Annotated in this window: 15 protein-coding genes; 9 read left to right on the forward strand and 6 right to left on the reverse strand. The window is 67.5% G+C overall.

Annotation, left to right across the window (positions count from 1 at the left end):
* Position 1 precedes the first annotated feature (1 nt).
* Genes ngcE through MED15_RS04725 form a run of 4 tightly spaced genes read left to right on the forward strand, consistent with a single transcriptional unit; the run spans position 2 to position 4,447 of the window.
* Complete coding sequence (gene ngcE, locus MED15_RS04710) at positions 2–1,426, forward strand: N-acetylglucosamine/diacetylchitobiose ABC transporter substrate-binding protein (protein WP_112699164.1); 1,425 nt, start codon at positions 2–4, stop codon at positions 1,424–1,426.
* Positions 1,426–2,334, forward strand: coding sequence for a carbohydrate ABC transporter permease (locus MED15_RS04715; RefSeq protein ID WP_112583186.1), 909 nt, complete (start codon positions 1,426–1,428; stop codon positions 2,332–2,334). The genes ngcE and MED15_RS04715 overlap by 1 nt, the downstream gene beginning before the upstream one ends.
* Entirely contained in the window at positions 2,331–3,218 is an 888-nt protein-coding gene (locus tag MED15_RS04720) for a carbohydrate ABC transporter permease (protein WP_112602215.1), read from the forward strand. Before MED15_RS04715 ends, MED15_RS04720 begins: the two co-directional genes overlap by 4 nt.
* Before the next feature lie 38 nt (positions 3,219–3,256).
* Complete coding sequence (locus tag MED15_RS04725; RefSeq protein ID WP_112699163.1) at positions 3,257–4,447, forward strand: glycosyl hydrolase; 1,191 nt, start codon at positions 3,257–3,259, stop codon at positions 4,445–4,447.
* Positions 4,448–4,592: 145 nt separating this feature from the next.
* Here the strand turns inward: MED15_RS04725 and MED15_RS04730 are convergent, their stop codons facing one another.
* Both MED15_RS04730 and MED15_RS04735 read right to left on the reverse strand, forming a co-directional pair.
* Positions 4,593–5,498 (reverse strand): ferritin-like domain-containing protein, encoded by a 906-nt coding sequence (locus MED15_RS04730; RefSeq protein ID WP_112583183.1) that lies wholly within the window; start codon positions 5,496–5,498, stop codon positions 4,593–4,595.
* 401 nt (positions 5,499–5,899) lie between these two features.
* Positions 5,900–6,382 carry a carboxymuconolactone decarboxylase family protein gene (locus tag MED15_RS04735; RefSeq protein ID WP_208646498.1) on the reverse strand — a complete coding sequence of 161 codons (483 nt, stop codon included), beginning with the start codon at positions 6,380–6,382 and terminating at the stop codon, positions 5,900–5,902.
* A gap of 312 nt (positions 6,383–6,694) precedes the next feature.
* On the opposite strand from MED15_RS04735, the gene MED15_RS04740 reads away from it, so the two are divergent.
* Complete coding sequence (locus MED15_RS04740) at positions 6,695–7,900, forward strand: low temperature requirement protein A (protein ID WP_279636237.1); 1,206 nt, start codon at positions 6,695–6,697, stop codon at positions 7,898–7,900.
* 46 nt (positions 7,901–7,946) lie between these two features.
* Here MED15_RS04740 and pdxR read toward each other — a convergent pair whose 3' ends face one another.
* Positions 7,947–9,371 carry a MocR-like pyridoxine biosynthesis transcription factor PdxR gene (gene pdxR, locus MED15_RS04745; protein WP_112734846.1) on the reverse strand — a complete coding sequence of 475 codons (1,425 nt, stop codon included), beginning with the start codon at positions 9,369–9,371 and terminating at the stop codon, positions 7,947–7,949.
* Positions 9,372–9,418: 47 nt separating this feature from the next.
* On the opposite strand from pdxR, the gene MED15_RS04750 reads away from it, so the two are divergent.
* Complete coding sequence (locus tag MED15_RS04750) at positions 9,419–10,768, forward strand: FAD-binding oxidoreductase (RefSeq protein ID WP_112734847.1); 1,350 nt, start codon at positions 9,419–9,421, stop codon at positions 10,766–10,768.
* 105 nt (positions 10,769–10,873) lie between these two features.
* Here MED15_RS04750 and MED15_RS04755 read toward each other — a convergent pair whose 3' ends face one another.
* The 3 genes from MED15_RS04755 to MED15_RS34510 all read right to left on the reverse strand — a co-directional run bounded on the left by MED15_RS04755 (position 10,874) and on the right by MED15_RS34510 (position 12,343).
* Positions 10,874–11,371: an LURP-one-related/scramblase family protein gene (locus tag MED15_RS04755; protein ID WP_112583179.1), complete on the reverse strand. Its 498-nt coding sequence runs from the start codon at positions 11,369–11,371 to the stop codon at positions 10,874–10,876.
* An 86-nt stretch (positions 11,372–11,457) separates the two neighbouring features.
* On the reverse strand, positions 11,458–11,919 hold the full coding sequence (locus MED15_RS04760; protein ID WP_112731310.1) for a hypothetical protein: 462 nt from the start codon (positions 11,917–11,919) through the stop codon (positions 11,458–11,460).
* Positions 11,920–12,214: 295 nt separating this feature from the next.
* Positions 12,215–12,343 (reverse strand): hypothetical protein, encoded by a 129-nt coding sequence (locus MED15_RS34510; protein WP_279636235.1) that lies wholly within the window; start codon positions 12,341–12,343, stop codon positions 12,215–12,217.
* A gap of 52 nt (positions 12,344–12,395) precedes the next feature.
* On the opposite strand from MED15_RS34510, the gene MED15_RS04765 reads away from it, so the two are divergent.
* From MED15_RS04765 to MED15_RS04775, 3 genes are all read left to right on the forward strand, one after another.
* Complete coding sequence (locus tag MED15_RS04765; protein WP_167457581.1) at positions 12,396–13,895, forward strand: serine/threonine-protein kinase; 1,500 nt, start codon at positions 12,396–12,398, stop codon at positions 13,893–13,895.
* Between the two features lie 800 nt (positions 13,896–14,695).
* On the forward strand, positions 14,696–15,313 hold the full coding sequence (locus MED15_RS04770) for a LamG domain-containing protein (RefSeq protein WP_112734945.1): 618 nt from the start codon (positions 14,696–14,698) through the stop codon (positions 15,311–15,313).
* A 91-nt stretch (positions 15,314–15,404) separates the two neighbouring features.
* Entirely contained in the window at positions 15,405–18,713 is a 3,309-nt protein-coding gene (locus MED15_RS04775) for a discoidin domain-containing protein (protein ID WP_112734849.1), read from the forward strand.
* Positions 18,714–18,786 lie beyond the last annotated feature (73 nt).

Raw genomic sequence — 18,786 nt, forward strand, 5'->3', positions numbered from 1 at the left:
GATGAACCGTTCACCCCTGTCCGGACCGTACCCCACAAGACGAACCGTGCTGCGCGCGGCGGTGACAGCCGGTGTCACACTGCCCCTGCTGAGCGCCTGCGTGACCGGTGGTAGCGAGGACCAGGACCGAGCCGCCGGAAACACCGGGGCCAAGAGCGCCGGCAACCCGCTGGGCGTCAAGGCGGACGCGCCGCTCGAGGTCGTGATCTTCAAGGGCGGGTACGGCGACGAGTACGCCAAGCGCGCCGAGACGCTCTACACCCAGAAGTATGCGGGCGCGAAGATCGACCATCAGGGCATCCAGAAGATCGGCGAGGCGTTGCAGCCTCGATTCGTCGCGAACACCCCGCCGGACGTCGTGGACAACACCGGTGCCAGCCGCCTCGATATCGCGACGCTGGTCTCCGCCAAGCAGGTCACTGATCTCAGCGAACTGCTTGACGCTCCCGCCTTCGACGACCCGGGCAGGACGGTGCGCGACACGCTGCTGCCCGGCGTGGTCGACGACGGCACGTTCGACGCGGTCCCGCTGACGCTCAACTTCACGTACACCGTCTGGGGTCTCTGGTATTCGAAGCCGCTCTTCGCGGCGAAGGGCTGGACCTTCCCGACGACCTGGGACGACATGCTCGCGCTCTGCGCGACCATCAAGGCGGCCGGCGTCGCGCCCTGGACCTACCAGGGCAAGTACCCGGAGTACATCAACGACCCGCTGCTCAGCATGGCCGCCAAGACCGGCGGACCGGCGCTGATCAAGGCCGTCGACAACCTGGAGCCGAACGCGTGGAAGGCGCCGGGGCTGATCGGCGCCGCCGAGGCGTTCGCCGAGCTGGCCGGCAAGGGTTACCTCATGTCCGGCTCCGAGGCGCTGTCGCACACCGAAGCGCAGGCCGCCTGGTCGCAGGGCAAGGCAGCGATCATCCCCTGCGGGTCCTGGCTGGAGAGTGAGCAGAAGGGTGTCACGCCCGCGAATTTCGACATGGTCATGGCCCCGGTGCCCGCACGGACGACGGCGGACGCCCTGAAGCACACAGCGGTCCAGGCGGCGAGCAGCGAGTCGTTCCTGGTGCCGGCGAAGGCCAAGAATCCCGCCGGTGGCATGGAGTATCTACGGATCCTGTTCTCCAAGCAGTCAGCGAAGGCTTTCGCCGAGACCGCCGGGACCCTGCCCGCCGTGGCCGGGGCCACCGACGGCCTCACGCTGAGCAGCGGCCTCGGCTCGGTGCGCGACGTGGTCCAGGCGGCCGGCACCGAGACCTTCACCTACCGCTTCCGCACCTGGTACGCCCCGCTGGCCAAGGCCGTAGACGACGCCACCGGCGAGCTGGTGAACAGGCGGATCACCGCCAGGCAGTGGTCCGACCGGATCCAGAAGGCGGCCGACGGGCTGGCCAGGGACTCCACGGTGAAGAAGTACACCCGCTGATGAGACACGGTCGGTGGCGGTTTCTGGCCGGCGCGCTGGTGCCCGCGCTGGTGCTGCACGCCGTGTTCGTGCTGTCGCCGTACGCGCAGGCCTTTTACCTGTCGCTGACCGACTGGACCGGCGTCGCCGGCGAGGCGCGTTTCGTCGGGGCGGGCAACTACGCCCGCCTCGGCGGCGACTCCCTCTTCCTGCACGCGGTCCGAAACAACGCGGTGATGCTGGTCGTGGTGCCACTCGTGACCATCGGCATCGGGTTGTTCCTGGCGAGCATGATGCACCTCGGTGGCCGCGGTGGACGACGGGGAATCGCGGGCTCTGGCGCGTACCAGATCGTCTATTTCTTTCCGCAGTTGTTGTCCCTGGTGGTCATCGCGGTGCTGTGGGGGTTCGTCTACAACCCCAACAACGGGCTGCTCAACGGGGCGCTGCGGTCGGTCGGCCTGGAGGGATTGACCCGGAGCTGGCTCGCGTCGCCGTCCCTGGCGCTGATCGCGGTGATGGCGGTCCTGGTCTGGTCATCGGTGGGCTTCTACGTGGTGCTGTTCAGTGCGGCGATCGACAGCATTCCGCGCGAGCTGTTCGAAGCTGCGTTGCTCGACGGGGCCGGCGGCTGGGCGACCTTCCGCACTGTGACGTTTCCGCTGATGCGAGAGAGCGTGCACGTCGCGTTCGTGTACCTGGGCATAGCCGCACTGGACGCCTTCGCCGTCGTCCAGGTGATGACCGTCGGGCCCGGCGGACCGGACGGCGCGACCGAGGTGATCGGGCTGTCGCTCTACCGCAACGCCTTCCAGTACGGGAAGTTCGGCTACGCCTCAGCCATGGGAGTCGCCCTGTTCTTCGCCACGCTGACCCTGGCCGTGCTGGCACTGCGGTCGGGCCGCAAGGAGAGGCTGGAGCTGGCATGACCGTGACACGTGAGCGAGCGGCGGCGGTCGCGGCCCGGCCCGCCCCGGTACGTCGCGGCCGGCGCCCCGGAACCGCTTTCCCGGTGCACCTCGCCATGCTGGCCTGGGCCGTCGTCACCGCGCTCCCGCTGCTCTGGGCAGTGGTCAGTTCCTTCAAGACCGACGACGAGATCCTCAACGAACCGTGGTCACTGCCCGCCACACCGCAGTTCGACAACTGGTCCCGGGCATGGACCCAGGCCAGCATCGGTCGCTACTTCCTCAACAGCGTCGTCGTCGTGGGTGGCGCGCTCGTGCTGACCATGCTGTTGGGCTCGCTGGTCGCCTATGCCCTGGCGCGCTACGAGTTCCGCGGCAACCGGTTCATCTACTACACCTTCGTCGCGGCGATGTTCTTCCCCGTGTTCCTGGCGCTGGTGCCGCTGTTCTTCGTCGTCCAGCAGCTGGGCCTGCTGGGCACGTACCACGGTCTGATCCTGGTCTACGCGGCGTACGCCGTACCCTTCACGGTCTTCTTCCTGCACGCGTTCTTCCGCACGCTGCCCGGCGAGGTGGCGGAGGCGGCATTCATCGACGGTTGCTCGCACGGCGGGGTGTTCTTCCGCGTGATGCTGCCGATGGCCCGGCCGGGCCTGGTGGCGGTCGGCATCTTCAATTTCCTCGGGCTCTGGAACCAGTACCTGCTGCCACTGGTTCTCAACCCCGACCCGGACCGGTACGTCCTGGCACAGGGTCTGGCCGCCCTGTCGGTCAGCCAGGGGTATCGCAGCGACTGGAGCGGCCTGTTCGCCGGTTTGACCATCGCCATGCTGCCGGTGCTCGTCGCCTACGTCGCGTTCCAACGGCACATCCGCGCGGGTATGACCGCCGGCGCGGTCAAGTAGGTCCCCTTTCCACCCCCACCCATCGGAGGACCCGGCTCATGCACATCGACAGACGTAGATCAATAGGGTTCGCGGGAGTAGCGGCCCTGCTCGGCACGCTGGCGGTTTTCGCCAGCGCACCGAGTGCCTCCGCCGCCGAGTGCGGCTACCTGTTCGACGACTTCTCCTACACATCGTCGAGCGACAGCTCCCTGACCGCGCACGGCTGGACCCCGCGCAGCTACTCCGGTGGTCCGGGCGTGCCCGGGGCGACCTGGTCACCGAACAGCATCACCTTCCCCACCGTCAGCGGCCAGAAGGTCATGCAGCTCACCGCCTCGACCGACGGCACCGGCGCCGGCACCAACCAGGCCGAGCTCTACAGCACCCAGAAGCGCTACCTCGAGGGCACGTACGCCAGCCGGGTGCGCTTCACCGACACCCCCACCAGTGGGAACGACGGCGACCACATCAACCAGACGTTCTTCACGATCAGTCCGTTGAACGGTGACCTCGACCCGACCTACAGCGAGCTGGACATCTCCGAGTACCTGCCCAACGGCGGGTGGGGCGAGACCGGCCCGATCAACTACCAGACCACCTGGTACACCTATCGCAACGACCCCTGGTACGCGGACAACATGCACTCGGAGCAGCGCAGCAGTCTCAACGGCTGGCACGACCTGGTGGCGACCGTCGCGAACGGACACGTCATCTACTACATCGACGGCGTCCAGGTGGGCGACCACTCGGGCAAGTTCTACCCGCGGCAGACCATGACGATCAACTGGAACCTCTGGTTCATCGACACGGCGGCCCACACCGGCGGGCTGAGCACCTACATCCAGCAGGTTGACTGGGTGTTGTTCGCGAAGAACCAGGTCCTGAGCCCTGCCCAGGTGACGTCGAAGACGACGGCGTACCGGTCGGCGGGCAGCGCGTTCGCGGACACGGTTGCCACGACGGGCACCTGCTCAAACCCGACGAACCCACCGACCACGCCGCCGACGACCCCGCCCACCACGCCGCCCACCACGCCGCCGCCAGCCGGCAACTGCTCCACGGCACCGGAGTGGGCCTTCGGCACCGTCTACACCGGCGGCCAGACCGTGAAGCACGAGAAGAGCAAGTACGGCGACCCGAGCGGTCCGTCGTCTGGTGACGGCAAGCACCTGTGGCGGGCACGGCACTGGACGCAGGGATCCGAGCCAGGCTGGACCCAGCAGTGGGAGGACCTCGGCCGCTGCTGAACGGCAACTGGAGCGAAGGTACCGACGGCCGCTCGCCGAGCACGGCGAGCGGCCGTCGGGCATTCGGCGCCAGGCACAAAAGCCCACCGTCAGACCGGAGACACTGTGGGCTTCCTCAAGGGAGGAGCCCTGAGCAAATGGACACTCAGGCCGTTCCGGCGCTCACCGCGATTTCGCCGTTCACGCCGGCTGGGTAGAAGCCACCCGAAGCCGCCGAGGTGGGGCTCAGGTACACGATGTTCAAGACGGACTGGGCCGATCGGCCGTAGCACATCCCATTTTCATCCGTCGGGATGAAATTGGGGTCCGCCGCCGTTCCGACACCCTGGTCGTCATCCGCCGGACCATCAAGACTGTTGCGCGCTTCGGAGATCTTCTGTACCGAGTCAAATACTGTGTCGTTGGCGAGCCCGGCGCTGTAGAGCGCGGACCGGACAATCCCCGCGTGGTATGCCTCGGTGGCCAGCAGGCCGGCTGCCGCATCAAGATACGTTTTGTTCGACAGCAGTGACGCGGAACCTTTGAACGCCGACACTCCGACGTCTTCGAAGAGAAACGCCGCGAACAGAAAGTTGAGGTCGTTCGCGTACGGGTCAAAGCTCTCGCCTTGTTTGACCAGACCAGCGGCAGTTGCCGCCGCAGTGAAGCTCGCGTCCAACGAAATCGCGGGACGAGCAACGGCGGCATCGCCGAGCGCGGATCGCAAGAAGGCCACGTGCTGCATCTCGTCGGAGGCGATCTCCTTCGCGAACCTCTGCACGAAGTTGCTGCTGAAGTTGACTGAACGTCCACCGGACACCTCGCCGCGCACCCCGGTGCCGGTAGTCATCTCGTCGGGAAGCCCGGATCCCGTCGTCGCGCGGAGATAGAATTCTGCTTCGAGATATTCGAGATTGAGCGCGAAGTTGAGGATAGCCGCGTCGCTCGGCGAGCCACCACCCGCCGGGTCGGCACTGCACACCCCTGGATCCACCAAAGCCGCGAGCCTTCGCCGATCCGTTTCGGATTCCGCACTGCGTGACACCGCCTCTGAGATGAACCAGTTGTCCATGCCGCCTCCGTTTCGGTGCATCCAGGTCCTAGCTGTCCGTGCCGGCCGGCCTGACTGGAATGGATGACACTCACGTTAGTTGGGCGGACGAACCTCAGGAATTGTTTGCTGAAAGGCGGTACGGGGCGGATCGTGCTTCGACTACGCTCCGCGCGGTCGACCCTGCAACCGAGCGCGAACGGTCGCCAACCTACGTCGGGTGCTGCGCGGCTCCCAATGTCCGGAAACTACCCATCGGCGGTTCTGGCCTCCCAGGCTCACCCTGTCCTCTTCTTCTCGGCCAGGGCGTTCGCTCCCCTATCGTGGCGTCTGACCGGACCACGCGATGGCAGGGAACGACGCGCGGCGCTGACGAACTCGTCGATTCGGAACGACATCAAATGACATTGCCGGGTATCAACTCACACGGACGGCGCCATCGTGGGCATGGCACCCTCGGCGAGCTTGAGCCGCGTCCAGATGTTCATATTGATCACTACGGCCACGATTTCCAGGATCTCCTCCGCCGTGAAGTGCGTGGTCATCCTGTCGTGCGCCTCCTGGACCCGGTTGTTGACAGTGGCGTCAGCGGCTCGGGTCAAGGCCTCGGTGTACGCCAGCGCGGCTCGCTCCTCCTCGGTGAACAGGTGCGTCTCCCACCACGCGGTGAGGGTCTCGACCTTGGACGGCGGAATTTCGGCGGTACGGGCAGCGGCGTGGTGCACCAGAAGGCAGTAGCTGCAATTGTTGATCTGCGCGACGCGTAGCCGCAGAAGCTGGGCCAGGGCCTGGTCCACCTGAAGTTTGGCGGTATGGCCGAAAGCCGCGGCCCCGGCGTTCGCCAGGGCCATGAGCTGCTCGTTCGACGTGGCGTCCAGTCGGACGTTCTGGATCCTGGTATCCAAGAGACGACTTCCTCTAGGTCACAACGGCAAGGGCACTGGGCGGGAGCCGTTCCACGAGTAGGTGCCCGGTCTGACCCGGCGGGCCTACCTGACTCAGGAAGCGTATAGCTCGCGGCGAGATCATCCACGGAATGCGCGCCGGTCCGCCCCACTCGACCAACCCTCGCCTCAGCAGCAACCGCTCGCCGAAATGAAATCGACCGGTACGAAGCGACAGGCGTGACGAAGCCCATCCATCATTGCAAGCGGCGGCTGCCGGGTTTAAGTGTTGAACCCAGGTCCCGCCGGATGTCGGGCGAACAAGATTGGTCCATGAGGCATATATTCCGAGCCGGGCCGCCCCCGCGGACCGAGGCGACCCATCGGACAACGCCGTTCGAGGTGTTCTTCGACCTGGTGTTCGTGTTCGCCTTCATCCGGGTGGCGACGTTCACGGCACAGTCGCCGACGCCACTCGGGCTGCTCCATAGCCTTGTGCTCCTGCTACTGCTGTGGTGGCCGTTCACCAACTACGCTTGGCTGGCCAACCAGGTCCGTGCCGACGTGGGCCTGATCCGCGCCGGAAACGCCGCTGTGATGGCCGCGATGTTCGTGGCCGCCTTGGTACTTCCCGAGGCGTGGCGGTACGACAACCAGTCACTGGCCGCGCCCATGACTTTGGCCGTCGTCTACATCGTCATCCGGGCGGTATATCTAGCCCTTGTCTGGCACATATCGGCCGGTAACGCGCGGTTACGCGCTTCACTGCGCCTCCGGGTCATCCCGATCTCGGTGGGCTTGCCTGCGCTGCTGCTCGGCGCGGTGCTCGGCGGCACAACGCAGACGCTGTTGTGGGCCGCAGCGTTCCTCATCGACTGCGTCGGCGGACTGTTCATCGCGGTGTCGGCCGGACGCGCTCCGTTGCCCAGCCCCAGCCATTTCGCCGAGCGGCACGGACTGATCGTCATCATTGCTCTGGGTGAGTCGCTGATCTCGGTGGGCGTCGGCGCCGGCTCGGCGGTCACTCATTGGCCGGTCCTGATCGCCGCACTGCTCGCCCTGGCCACGGCGCTGGCCCTGTGGTGGCTGTACTTCGAAAACGCCGCCGCACCTGCCGGACAAGCCCTGTCTCGGATCCCCGTTCCGGACCGGACTCGGACCGGCAGCATCGCCTACAGCCTGACTCACTTCGTGCTCATCGCCGGGATCATCTACTTGGCCCTCGGCATCGAGGTGGTCCTCGCCCACATGACCCACGACCCACTCCAGCACCCCGCTGGGACCCCGCTGGGCTGGACCTCGACCGCGGTTCTGTTCGGCGGCCCGGCGCTCTACCTCATTGGTCGGGCCCTGTTTCTTCAACTCACCGTGCGGCATATCCCACTCGCCCCGATCGTCGCTACCGGCAGCATCGTCGCGCTGCTGCCCGTCGCCCGAAACCTTCCTGCCCTCGCCGCCCTCGCTCTGGTCGCCATCATCTTGATCGCCCTGGTCTGCTATGAACGGATCAGTTGGCAGCCAACCGCCGCGGCGAGATGACCAGGTTGCTCAGGCCTCCAGCCGCACCCTTGGACCATGGGCACCGTCAGCGGCAGATGTGCGCACGGACCTCTGCGACCGCCTCGGCGAGGGCTTCCACTCCGTCGGTGATCAGGCGTTCGGTGAGGGTCGCGTAGCCGAAGATCAGCCCGCCGGGTCCGGCCGGGTTCAGCCGGTACCGGGAGACGCCCTGCACGATCAGTCCGCGACGGGCGGCGGCGGCCACGACCGGAGCCTCGTCGAGGTCGTGCGGGAGCCAGGTGACGACGTGTTGGCCCGCCGCGACACCGACCGGTTCCAGATCGGGCAGGCGTGCGCGCAGCGCGGCCAGGAGTGCGTCGCGGCGGCGACGGTAGACCGGGCGCATGCGCCGTAGGTGCCGGTCGAACTCGCCGCGGGTGAGGAAGTCGGCGAAGGTCAGCTGGTCGATGACGGGAGAGCCGCGGTCAGCCCGTACCTTGGCCGCCGTGATGTCGTCGACCAGGTGTGACGGCGCAAGCAGCCACCCGAGACGCAGCCCTGGCGCCAGGGTCTTGCTCGCTGTGCCGCAGTAGACGACGGAGTCGGGTGCCAGCCCCTGCATGGCGCCGACCGGCGAGCGGTCGTAGCGGTACTCCGCGTCGTAGTCGTCCTCGATCACCACGGCGCCGCGACGCTGCGCCCAGCCGATGACCCGGGCCCGCGCCGTGGCCGACAGGACGCCGCCGGTGGGCCACTGGTGCGAGGGCGTCAGCACGACGGTGTCCGCGTCGGTCCGTTCGAGCTTCTCGACGAGGATGCCGTCTGGCCCGACCGGGACGCCGATCACGTCCAGGCCGAGGACGGCCGCGACGAGGCGGGCGTCGTCGTCCGCGGACGGGTCCTCGACGGCCACCCGGCGGGCGCCGCGCGCCGCGAGCACCTGGAGTATCAGCGCGACGCCTTGGCCGTAGCCACTGCAGATCACGACGTTCTCCGGGCGGGCCGATGTGCCGCGGACCCGGCTGAGGTAGTCGATCAGGGCTGCGTGCAGTTCGGGTACGCCACGCCCGTCGAGGTAGGCGAAGCGTTCGTTCGGCGTGGTGGTGAGGACCGTTCGCACCGAACGCAGCCAGGCGGCCCGCGGGAATGACGCCACGTCGGTGCGGCCGTACCCGAAGTCGATCCGGGCCGCCGGCCGGTCCCCGCCGCGCCGACCCGCCGACGGAGGAACCGGCTCGACCGCGACCTTGGTGTAGCCGCCCGCCCGACTGGTGAGGTAGCCCTCGGCGACGAGTTGCTGGTAGGCCTCGACCACGACGCCGCGTGAGACTCCCAGATCGACTGCGATGGTGCGGGTGGGCGGCAGGGACGTCCCGAGACGCAATCGGCCGGCCCGGATGCTGCCCCGGATCGAGGCCGCAATCTGCCGATGCAGCGGTTCGGCAGCCGACCGGTCGACATGGATGAGCAGGTCTTCCGCCGTGCTCGAATTGGTCCTGGTACGGCCCATGAAATCGGACCTTACCGGGTGTACCGCTTTCCGCCAGGCTCAGACGTATGACGACGACCAGTCCCCGCTTCGACGGCCACCTCCTCACCCAGGGTGATCCGGGATACGACGCGGCCCGCACCGTCTGGAACGCCATGATTGACCGGCGCCCGCGGATGATCGTGCAGGTCGCGAGCATCACCGACGTGGTGGCCGCGGTGCGCCTGGCCCGCGAACTCGACCTGGAGATCGGGGTGCGCTGCGGCGGGCACAACGTGGCCGGCCTCGCCGTCCCCGCGAACGGCCTGATGATCGACCTGACCCCGTTGAACGGCGTTCGGGTCGACCCGATCCGGCGACGCGCCCGGGTCCAGGGCGGCGCGCTGCTCGGCGCACTCGACCGGGCGTCGCAGCCATACGGCCTCGCCACGACCGCCGGCAACGTCTCGCACACCGGGGTCGGCGGCCTGACCCTCGGCGGCGGCATGGGCTGGCTCGCCCGCCAACACGGGTTGGCCTGCGACAACGTCGTCTCCTACACGATGGTCACCGCGGACGGGGAGGTGGTGACCGCGAGCCGAACCGAGAACCCCGACCTCTACTGGGGCCTGCGCGGCGGGGGCGGCAACTTCGGCATCGTCACCGACTTTGATTTCCAACTGCACCGCACCGGAACGCGGACCCTGGTCGCCGAATTCGACTTCCGCGCCGAGGACGCCGTACCGGTGCTCGAAGGCTGGCGGGACCTTAATGCCGTCGCACCGCGGCAGGCGACCTTCACCGCCGACGTCAACAGCACGGCCAGGGGGCCTATCGCCACCGTCGGCTTCGTATGGGTCGGCGACCCGGCACAGGGTCACCGGTTGCTGCCGGCACTGCGCGCGCTCGGCCGCCCGGTCGCCGAACGGGTCAGCACGCCGTCGTACCTGGAACTGCAACAACGCGACGACACCGTCGGCGGCCACGCCTACCGCCGGTACTCCAGTGCGCACTACCTGCGGCAGTTCCCCACCGCCGCGATCGAGGCGTTCCTGCTGCGCGGCGAGTCGGACCTGCACACCGGCGCCCACCTGGCCAACGTCGGCCTACAGGCGCACGGCGGCGCCATCGCCGACGTCGCGGATGCCGACGCCGCGTTCAGCCACCGCGGCACCATGTTCGAGTTCGGCGCCGGCTCCCGCTGGACCGAGCCATCCGAAGACGACATCCGGATGGCAGCGGCTCGCAGTGCCGCAGCCGCGCTCGACCCGTACGCCGACGGCGTCTACGTCAACTCGCTCGCTGCCGACGAGGGGCAACGCGGGGTACGCCGCGCATACCCGGCCGCCAAGCTCGCCAGGCTCACCGCGCTGAAGACGATCTGGGACCCGCACAACGTGTTCCACCTCAACCACAACATCCGGCCCCACAGCCAGTAACGCAGCCTGCTGCTCCTGCCCAGCCTGGTTACGGGCTGTTCGCGGCGTGGGAACGCGTCAGATCGTCCCGGCCACGAGCATTAGCAATGCGGCTGCCGCAGGGGGTCAGTCGTCGTCGCTCTTCTTCTTGTCGCGGTTCATGGCCAGGTCGAGCGCGAGGACGCTGCCGATGATGAGCAGCGGGTCGACGCCGGCGGTGACCTGCACGGCGTAGGTGTCCCGGATCGTCAGCCACCGCTTGGAGACCGAGGCCACCTCGGTGCCGCCGCGTTCGATCACGTACTCGTGGTCGAGCAGGTCACCCTTCATCTCCAGGTCGTCGGGCCCCGGCACGTCGATGGTGAACTTGTCGCGGAACGGCGTGAGCAGCTTCTTGCGGACCTCTGCGGCCTTCTCGCCGCCGATCCGGATCTCGTACGTGGGACGCAACGCCACGAGGTGCCGGTGCAGCGTGGCGACCTCATGGCCGGACGCGTCCTCGATGACGACCTTGTTGCGGACGCTGAGCACCTTGCCGTCGACATGGAAGACCTTTGTGCCGTGCTCGTCGAGCACGTCGAAGTCGTCGCCGATCGAGAAGAACCGCTCCTTGATGACAAACATGGTTCGATTCTCCCCCAACGCGCACCGAAGTGCCGGCCGAGCACGGCCGGCCCTTACCGCCGCTCTCAGCCGCTGCCGTTTCAGTACTAACCCGGTCGGCGGGCCATGACGAGGGGACGGAGCCTGGCCGTGAGCTCGTCGTTGAGCACCAGTCGGTAGTAGGTCCCACCCGCCGCTCCGTAGACGACTGCCCGACAGGAGTTCACCGTGCCCGGCAACGAGAAGCGGCTGACTTGCTTCCCGGTTTTGGCCTCGAATATCCGGTAGGTGAAGCGCGCCGACCGCAGCTCGGCGGTCTGCTTGTCGCCGGTGCTGGTGTTGTAGGTGCAGGTGTCGACTTTCTTGCTCGGGTAGTCGTCGTCGAAGTACTCGCAGACGACGAGCTGGGTGTACTGCTGCGGGTACATCCCCGGGTGCCGCTGCGACTGCCATTCGACAGGCAGCTCGGACTCCAACTCCCCGGGCGCGTACGAATGCATGACGAAGAGCGCTGCCAGGTGGACGGGAGCCCCGGCGTAGGCGGGACCGTCCGGATTGTAGGGACGCACCGCTCGGGGGTCGAAGGTCGAGCCGCCGCACGCCTCCTCACCTGTTCTGATGGTCGGGCGCGGCGGCGGCCAGGTCGGGCTGGCTATTGTCGAGGCGGATGGCCCCGGCGTCGTAGAGGCCGGCGGCGAGTCGGGATCCCCGGTGCACGCGGTGAGCCCGCACAGCGTGCCGACAACCAGGGCGACGAGTCGAGTCGTCCGCTGCGAACCGGTCACGCCGCCCCAATCGTTCTGCTGTCGGCCCTGCCGGAGCATCCATCGGTGCTCAGACCGAGCCTTCTGAACGCCAACGATTTTACCGGCCGGCGCCCGCCTCGATGGCCTCGACGAAAGCTTCGAGCAGGTGCGGGGACCAGCGAAGCAGTGCTCGGGTGCGCCGGACGATGAGGCGGGTCGAGCCGAGGGGACGGCCGGTGACCAGCATCGGAGTAGACCGCCATGCCGCTGCGAGTCCATTCTGGCAAGCTGTCCCAGTGATGGTCGGTGATCTGTTGGACGACAGGTATCAGGTCGAGAGCCGTCTCGGCACTGGTGGCATGTCGGCCGTCTGGCGGGCGTGGGACCGGGTCCTCGAACGCGCGGTGGCCGTCAAGGTCCTGGCCGGCGCGCAAGCTACCGCCCGAGGCGCACGACAACGCATCCAGGCAGAGGCCCGGGCCGCAGCCGGCCTCTGGCACCCGCACGTGACGAGTGTGTACGACTATGGCGAGCACACCGATGCCGCCGGCCGCCGGGTCTCGTATGTGGTGATGGAACTGCTGCCTGGCCAGACCCTGTCCCAGCGACTTGCCGCCGGTCCGCTGCCGCCGGCCGCCGCGATGCGGACGTGCGCGCAGGTCGCCGAGGCGCTCGCCGCCGCGCATGAACGTCAGCTGGTGCACCGGGACATCAAGCCGTCCAATGTGATGCTGACACCGGCCGGTGTGAAGGTGGTCGATTTCGGTATCGCCACCACTGTCGGTCGGCCGGAGCTGGAGGCGGACGGACGGCTGTTGGGCACCGCGGCCTACCTCGCGCCCGAACGACTCGCCGGTGGCAATGTCCTGCCTGCCTCCGACGTCTACGCGCTCGGACTGTTGCTGTACCGAACGCTGACCAACGAGCTGCCTTGGTCGGCGGAGACCCCCACGCAGATGTTGGCCGCTCACGTGTACGTCGATCCGGCACCGCTGCCAGACATCGAGGGAGTGTCCCCCGAGGTCCACCACCTCCTCGACCGTTGCCTCGCCAGGGATCCGGCTGATCGGCCGGACGCCGCGGAGGTGGCCACGGCCCTGCACGGTTTGACCGATGACGCCGAGCGGCGGGCGAAACAGGCGGCGCAGCCAGCACCCGTCTCGACCGTGTCGGCCCCGGCCACCGCCGGTCCCCCTCCCGGTCGGCGTCGCCGCGTCCCAAACGCCGTATTGATCCCCGTCCTCATCGTGACGGCGGGGACCATTTCGCTCCTGCTCCCCCAGTTCATACCTTCCGATGGCAGATCGGACGGGGTCGCGACACGTGACGGTGCCACCCCGCCCGACGCCGCCTTCGATGTGTCTGCCACTGAGGCACCTGCCCCCGGGCAGGCGTCCGCGGAACCCACGCCAGTCTCACGACCAAGCCGCACGGTGACCGCTCCGGCTGGGCCGGCTGAGCCGACCGCCAGAGCCAGTTTTTCGGCCGGCCCTGGCCCTACAACGTCACCCAGTGCCGAACAGCTGACGGGGCCGTCCAGTGCCCCGCCCGCGCCGACCTCCCCCAAGCCAGGTACACCCCTTCGGGCACTCGGTGGTGTGGTGACTGTGCTCTGCACCGGCGATCAGGCTCGCGTTGTCGACGTCGCTCCTGCCGCCGGCTACCGCCTCAAGGACTACAACGCCGGGCCCGTCACGGAGATCCAGGTGGTCCTGCTGTCCGCAGGCAACAGAAGCGAGATCAAGGCGCGGTGTGACGACGGGACGCTGTTGCCGAAGATAAGGGAAAGCCGTCAGTGAGCGGATGACGCGCGCCCTGAGTGGTCACAAAGGCCCACCGGGCTGACTCCGTGATCTTCGGGTGGTGCAGAACGACGCCGGCTCGGTCAGGCCGAGGTCCGTGCAGTCCCATCCGGTGCCCTGGTCGTGGAATCGCCAGCCCGTGCCGGCCGCGTAATGGAACAGGTAGACGCCGTCACCGGCCTTCGGGCCCTGCGGATCAGCTCCCGCCCAGTCCTTGATGCACCGGTGCAGATGCCCCGCCGGCCAGAAAGATTCTCCAAAACCTTCGGAGGGACATCCGGCGACTCATCGCCGCCGCACTGGCCTCAACTCGGGCGATATGAACCGAGAGGGCTGCGTGTGCACATGCGACCCAGGGAGCCAGCTCTGCCACGTCTCCGAGGGTCACCGGATGCAGACGCCTACCCACCGAGATCGTTCCGAGGTTTCTGCTGGCTGCAGCGTGACACGCTTCCGGCTTCGCTCGCCGGTTGCAGGCAGAGCGGGTCATGCAGCAGAAACGGCTTACCTGTCAGGAGCCACGGCGCATCGCGACTCTTGCCGAAAACCTTTTCGGCATCCATCGTGTACGGAGCATCCCGGAGTGATCCAGCTCACCCCAGCCTGATCTCGGAGGAGGCCTGTGAGAGCACTCGCGTCGCCCGTTGACCAGTCCGGCGGACGCCCGATCGTGTCGACCTGCACCGCGCTGCGCCGACTCGGGCGCGGCGGGGTCTGGTTCACCGGTGGCTGCTGGCTGGAGCGTCACGTACGCACGCACATGTTCGGTCTCCGCCGCCCCCAGAAGAGGTGATGGCATGTCGAAAGTCCCAGTCTCGCGACGCACGGTGCTGAAGGCCAGCGGCGCGGTCGCGACCGGGATGGCCGTCGGCGCGATTCCCGCGCACGGCGTGCAAGCCGTCCGACCCGACACGGGCGTGTCGGTCTATCCGTTCCCACTGGCCGCGGTGAGCCTGCTCGCCGGACCTTTTCAGGCCAACACAGCCTGTTGGGTCCGGATCGACACCGCGACCAACTGGGCCCGAGTGTTCGACTTCGGTTCCGGAACCGGGGTGAACATGTTCCTTGCCGCCCGCAACGGCGCCGGCCTGCCGAGGTTCGCCATCACCACCACTGGCGCCGGCGGCGAGCAGCGCATCGACGGTCCAACCACACTGCCGGTGGGCGCCTGGACCCACCTCGCGGTCACCCAGGCCGGCAACCTCGGCGTGCTCTACGTCAACGGCGCCGAGGTCGCCCGCAACAGCAGCCTGACGCTGCGCCCATCGGCGCTCGGCGCCACCACCGTCAACCGGATCGGCCGGTCGCAGTATGCCGGCGACCCGACCCTGGACGCGGCCGTCGACAGCGCCCGTATCCACGCTCGGGCGCTGACCGCGGCCGAGGTGGCCAACCTGCACACCACCGGCCTCTGACCACCCCCGCGGGCCCCATCAACGTGACGACCTGAGCCCCAGGTCCGCACGACCCCCACCCCCGTCCGTCCCGACCCCCAGGAGATGAACGATGCGACTCTCCCTCCTACCCCGGCGCAGACCGCTGGCGACAGCCGTCGCGGCCCTGCTGACCACCGGCAGCCTGTTGGTGCTGGCCGAGGCACCCGCCACGGCCGCGCAGCCCATCGGCTACCCGAGCTTCAACGGACCGTCGATTCCGACGCCGCCGGTCGGCTACAGCACCGGCAACACCATGCAGTCCATCTACAACGCCGAGAGCGCCGGCACCGATTTCTGGATGGACCGCCTGCTCGGCCGGCCCGGCAACGACCCGGCCGGCACCTGGCTGATGACCCGCGGCCGAGGGCTGTTCATGACCACGCACACCCCCTCGGTGATCGGCTTCGGCGGCCAGGTCGCCTACTGGGACAACATCAGCAGCCAGAGCGCCTACTCGGTCGCCATCACCCCCGGTACGTTCGCCGAGCAGGTCAGCGGCCGCTGGCAGAGCCCCAGCCACTGGAAGGGCGTCTACACCAGCGGCTCGGTCCGGGTCGACATGCAGAAGTTCATCACGCACAACAATGTCGCGGTCACCAACCTGTCGATCGTCAACAACGGCAGTTCGGCGACCACGTTGCAGCTGAGGGCCACCTCCCCGTACGCGACCAGCGGCAGCGGCAACGAACTGACCGGCAGCCGGCAGGTGAAGAACAACCTCACCACGATCTACCCGCGGCTCTCCGGAGACGGGTTCACCGTCAGCAGCGGTGGGCTGAACCGATCGGTGACCGTCGCGGCCGGGCAGACCGTCGCGACCAAGGTGGTGATGGGCTTCGTCACCAACGAGATCCCGGAGTCGCTGACCGAGTACAACGCCTACAAGGGTTACTCGCCGGCGACGGCGTTCGGCACCCACGTACGCGAATACAACCGCTGGTGGGCCGAGAACATCCCCTACATCGACGTGCCGGACGCCGCGATCAAGAAGAACATCTACTACCGCTGGTGGCTGATGCGCTACAACTACCTCGACGTCGACATCCCCGGACAGGACTTCCAGTTCCCGGTCTCGATCGAGGGAGTGACCGGCTACAACAACGCGATCGCGTTGACCCAGCCGATGCACATCGACGACCTGAAGTACCTGCGCAACCCGGTCTACTCCTACGGGCCGTGGCTGTCGGTCGGGCAGTCGTCGAAGGGCGGCCGCTTCATGGACAACCCCGGTGACCCGGAGAACTGGTCCAACAGCTACACCCAGTACATCTCCGAGGCGGCGTGGCGGTCGTATCAGATCCACGGCGGACAACCGGTGATCGCCGGCAACCTCGCCAAGTACGCCGAAGGCGACGTCAAGGGTCAGTTGGCCACCTACGACACCAACAACAACGGGGTCATCGAATACAACTGGGGCGCGATGACCGGCAACGACGCCGATGCGGTGTCGTTCCACTGGCGCTCTGGCAACCTCGACCGGGCCGAATCGGCCTATGTCTACAGCGGCGCGATGGCGGCGGTGCAGGCCTACACCATGTTGGGCAACACGGCCAAGGCCAACGAGATGCAGGCGCTCGCCGACAAGATCCGCAACGGCGTGATCAACACGCTGTGGAACCCGTCCCGGCAGTTGCTGGAGCACAAGCACGTCTCCACCAACACCCACGTGCCCTGGAAAGAGATCAACAACTACTACCCGTACTCGGTGGGCCTGATGCCGAACACCGCCCAGTACCGGGAGGCTCTGCGCCTGTACGCCGACCCGGCCGAGTACCCCATCTTCCCGTTCTTCACCGCCAACCAGCGGGACAAGGCCGCAGCCGCCGCAGCCGGCCAACCGGGCAGCAACAACTTCTCCACCATCAACTCGACCGTCCAGTTTCGGCTCTACTCCTCGGTGCTGCGCAACTACCCGAACCAGTGGATGAACAACGAGGACTACAAGAAGCTGCTCTACTGGAACGCCTGGGCGCAGTACATCGGCGGTAACACACAGTGGCCGGACGCCAACGAGTTCTGGGCCGACTGGAACAACGGCACCAAGAACATCGACTACCGGTCCTGGATCCACCACAACATCCTGGGCAGCAGCAACTGGACCGTCATCGAAGACGTAGCCGGACTGCGGCCACGCAACGACGCCCAGATCGAGTTGTCCCCGATCAACATCAACTGGACCCACTTCGCGGTCAACAACCTGCGCTACCGCAACACCGACCTGAGCGTGGTCTGGGACGACCCGGCCGACGGGGTGACCCGCTACAGCGGGGTGCCGCAGGGCTACTCGGTCTACGTCAACGGGACCAGGGCCTTCACCGTCGACCGGCTCACCCGGGTGCTCTACAACCCGGCCACCGGAGCGGTGACCTTCCCGAGCGGATCAGGCGTGGTGAACCACAACGTCGCGCTGACTGGCCCACAGCTGCCACAGAACGTCGTGCAGAACAGCCCGCGCATCGTCGACATGTTCGCCAAGGCGGGCGCCGACCTGACCAGCACCACCGCCAACCTGGCCCAGGGCGCGGCGGTGTCGGCGTCGTACACCGCGAGCGGCACCTCCACCGGGGCGGCGGTCGACGGCTTCCCCATCAACGAACCACTGTGGGGCAGCTACGGATCGCCCAACGCCACCGACTGGTACGAGGTCAACTTCGGCCAGAACCGGGCGGTCGACGAAGCCCGGGTGTACTTCCGCAACGACCGGGCGACCAACCGGTACCGGGCGCCGACGTCCTACGCCGTGCAGTACTGGAACGGCAGCGCCTGGATCAACGCGGCCGCGCAGGTCAAATCGCCGGCGGCTCCGCAGGCGAACTACAACCGGGTCAACTTCACCGCGGTCAACACCCAACGGCTGCGCATCCAGGTCACCCACGCGTCCGGGTTCAAGACCGGACTCACCGAGGTGAAGATCTACAACCGCGGCGGCACCGTGCCGCCGGATCCGGGACCGGGCGGTAACCTCGCCCTCACGGCGACGCCGTCGGCGTCCTACACCTCGGGCTGGGAAAGTGTCAACGCCCTCAACGACGGCGTCGATCCGCCGTCGTCCAACGACACCGTCAACCCCCGCTGGGGCACCTGGCCCAACACCGGCCAGCAGTGGGGTGAGCTGGGGTGGTCGGCAGCCCAGACACTCCGGTCGGCACAGGTCTACTTCTTCGACGACAACGACGGTGTACGGCTGCCCGCGTCCTGGAAGCTGCAGTACTGGAACGGCAGCGCCTACGTCGACGTGCCCGGCGCAAGCGGATATCCGACCGTGATCAACCAGTACAACACCGTCACCTTCCCGGCGATCAACACCACGCGGCTCCGGGTCGCGCTCACCAGCGGGACCAACTCCGTCGGGCTGCTGGAGGTCAAGGCCTTCGGGTAGTCCGCCCTGGACGTGGGGGTGGTCAGCCGCATGGCTGGTCCACCCCCACGCTGCGACTCTTCCCGCAGCGCTA

It is taken from the genome of Micromonospora noduli, assembly GCF_003264475.1.
Taxonomy (GTDB): Bacteria; Actinomycetota; Actinomycetes; order Mycobacteriales; family Micromonosporaceae; genus Micromonospora; species Micromonospora noduli.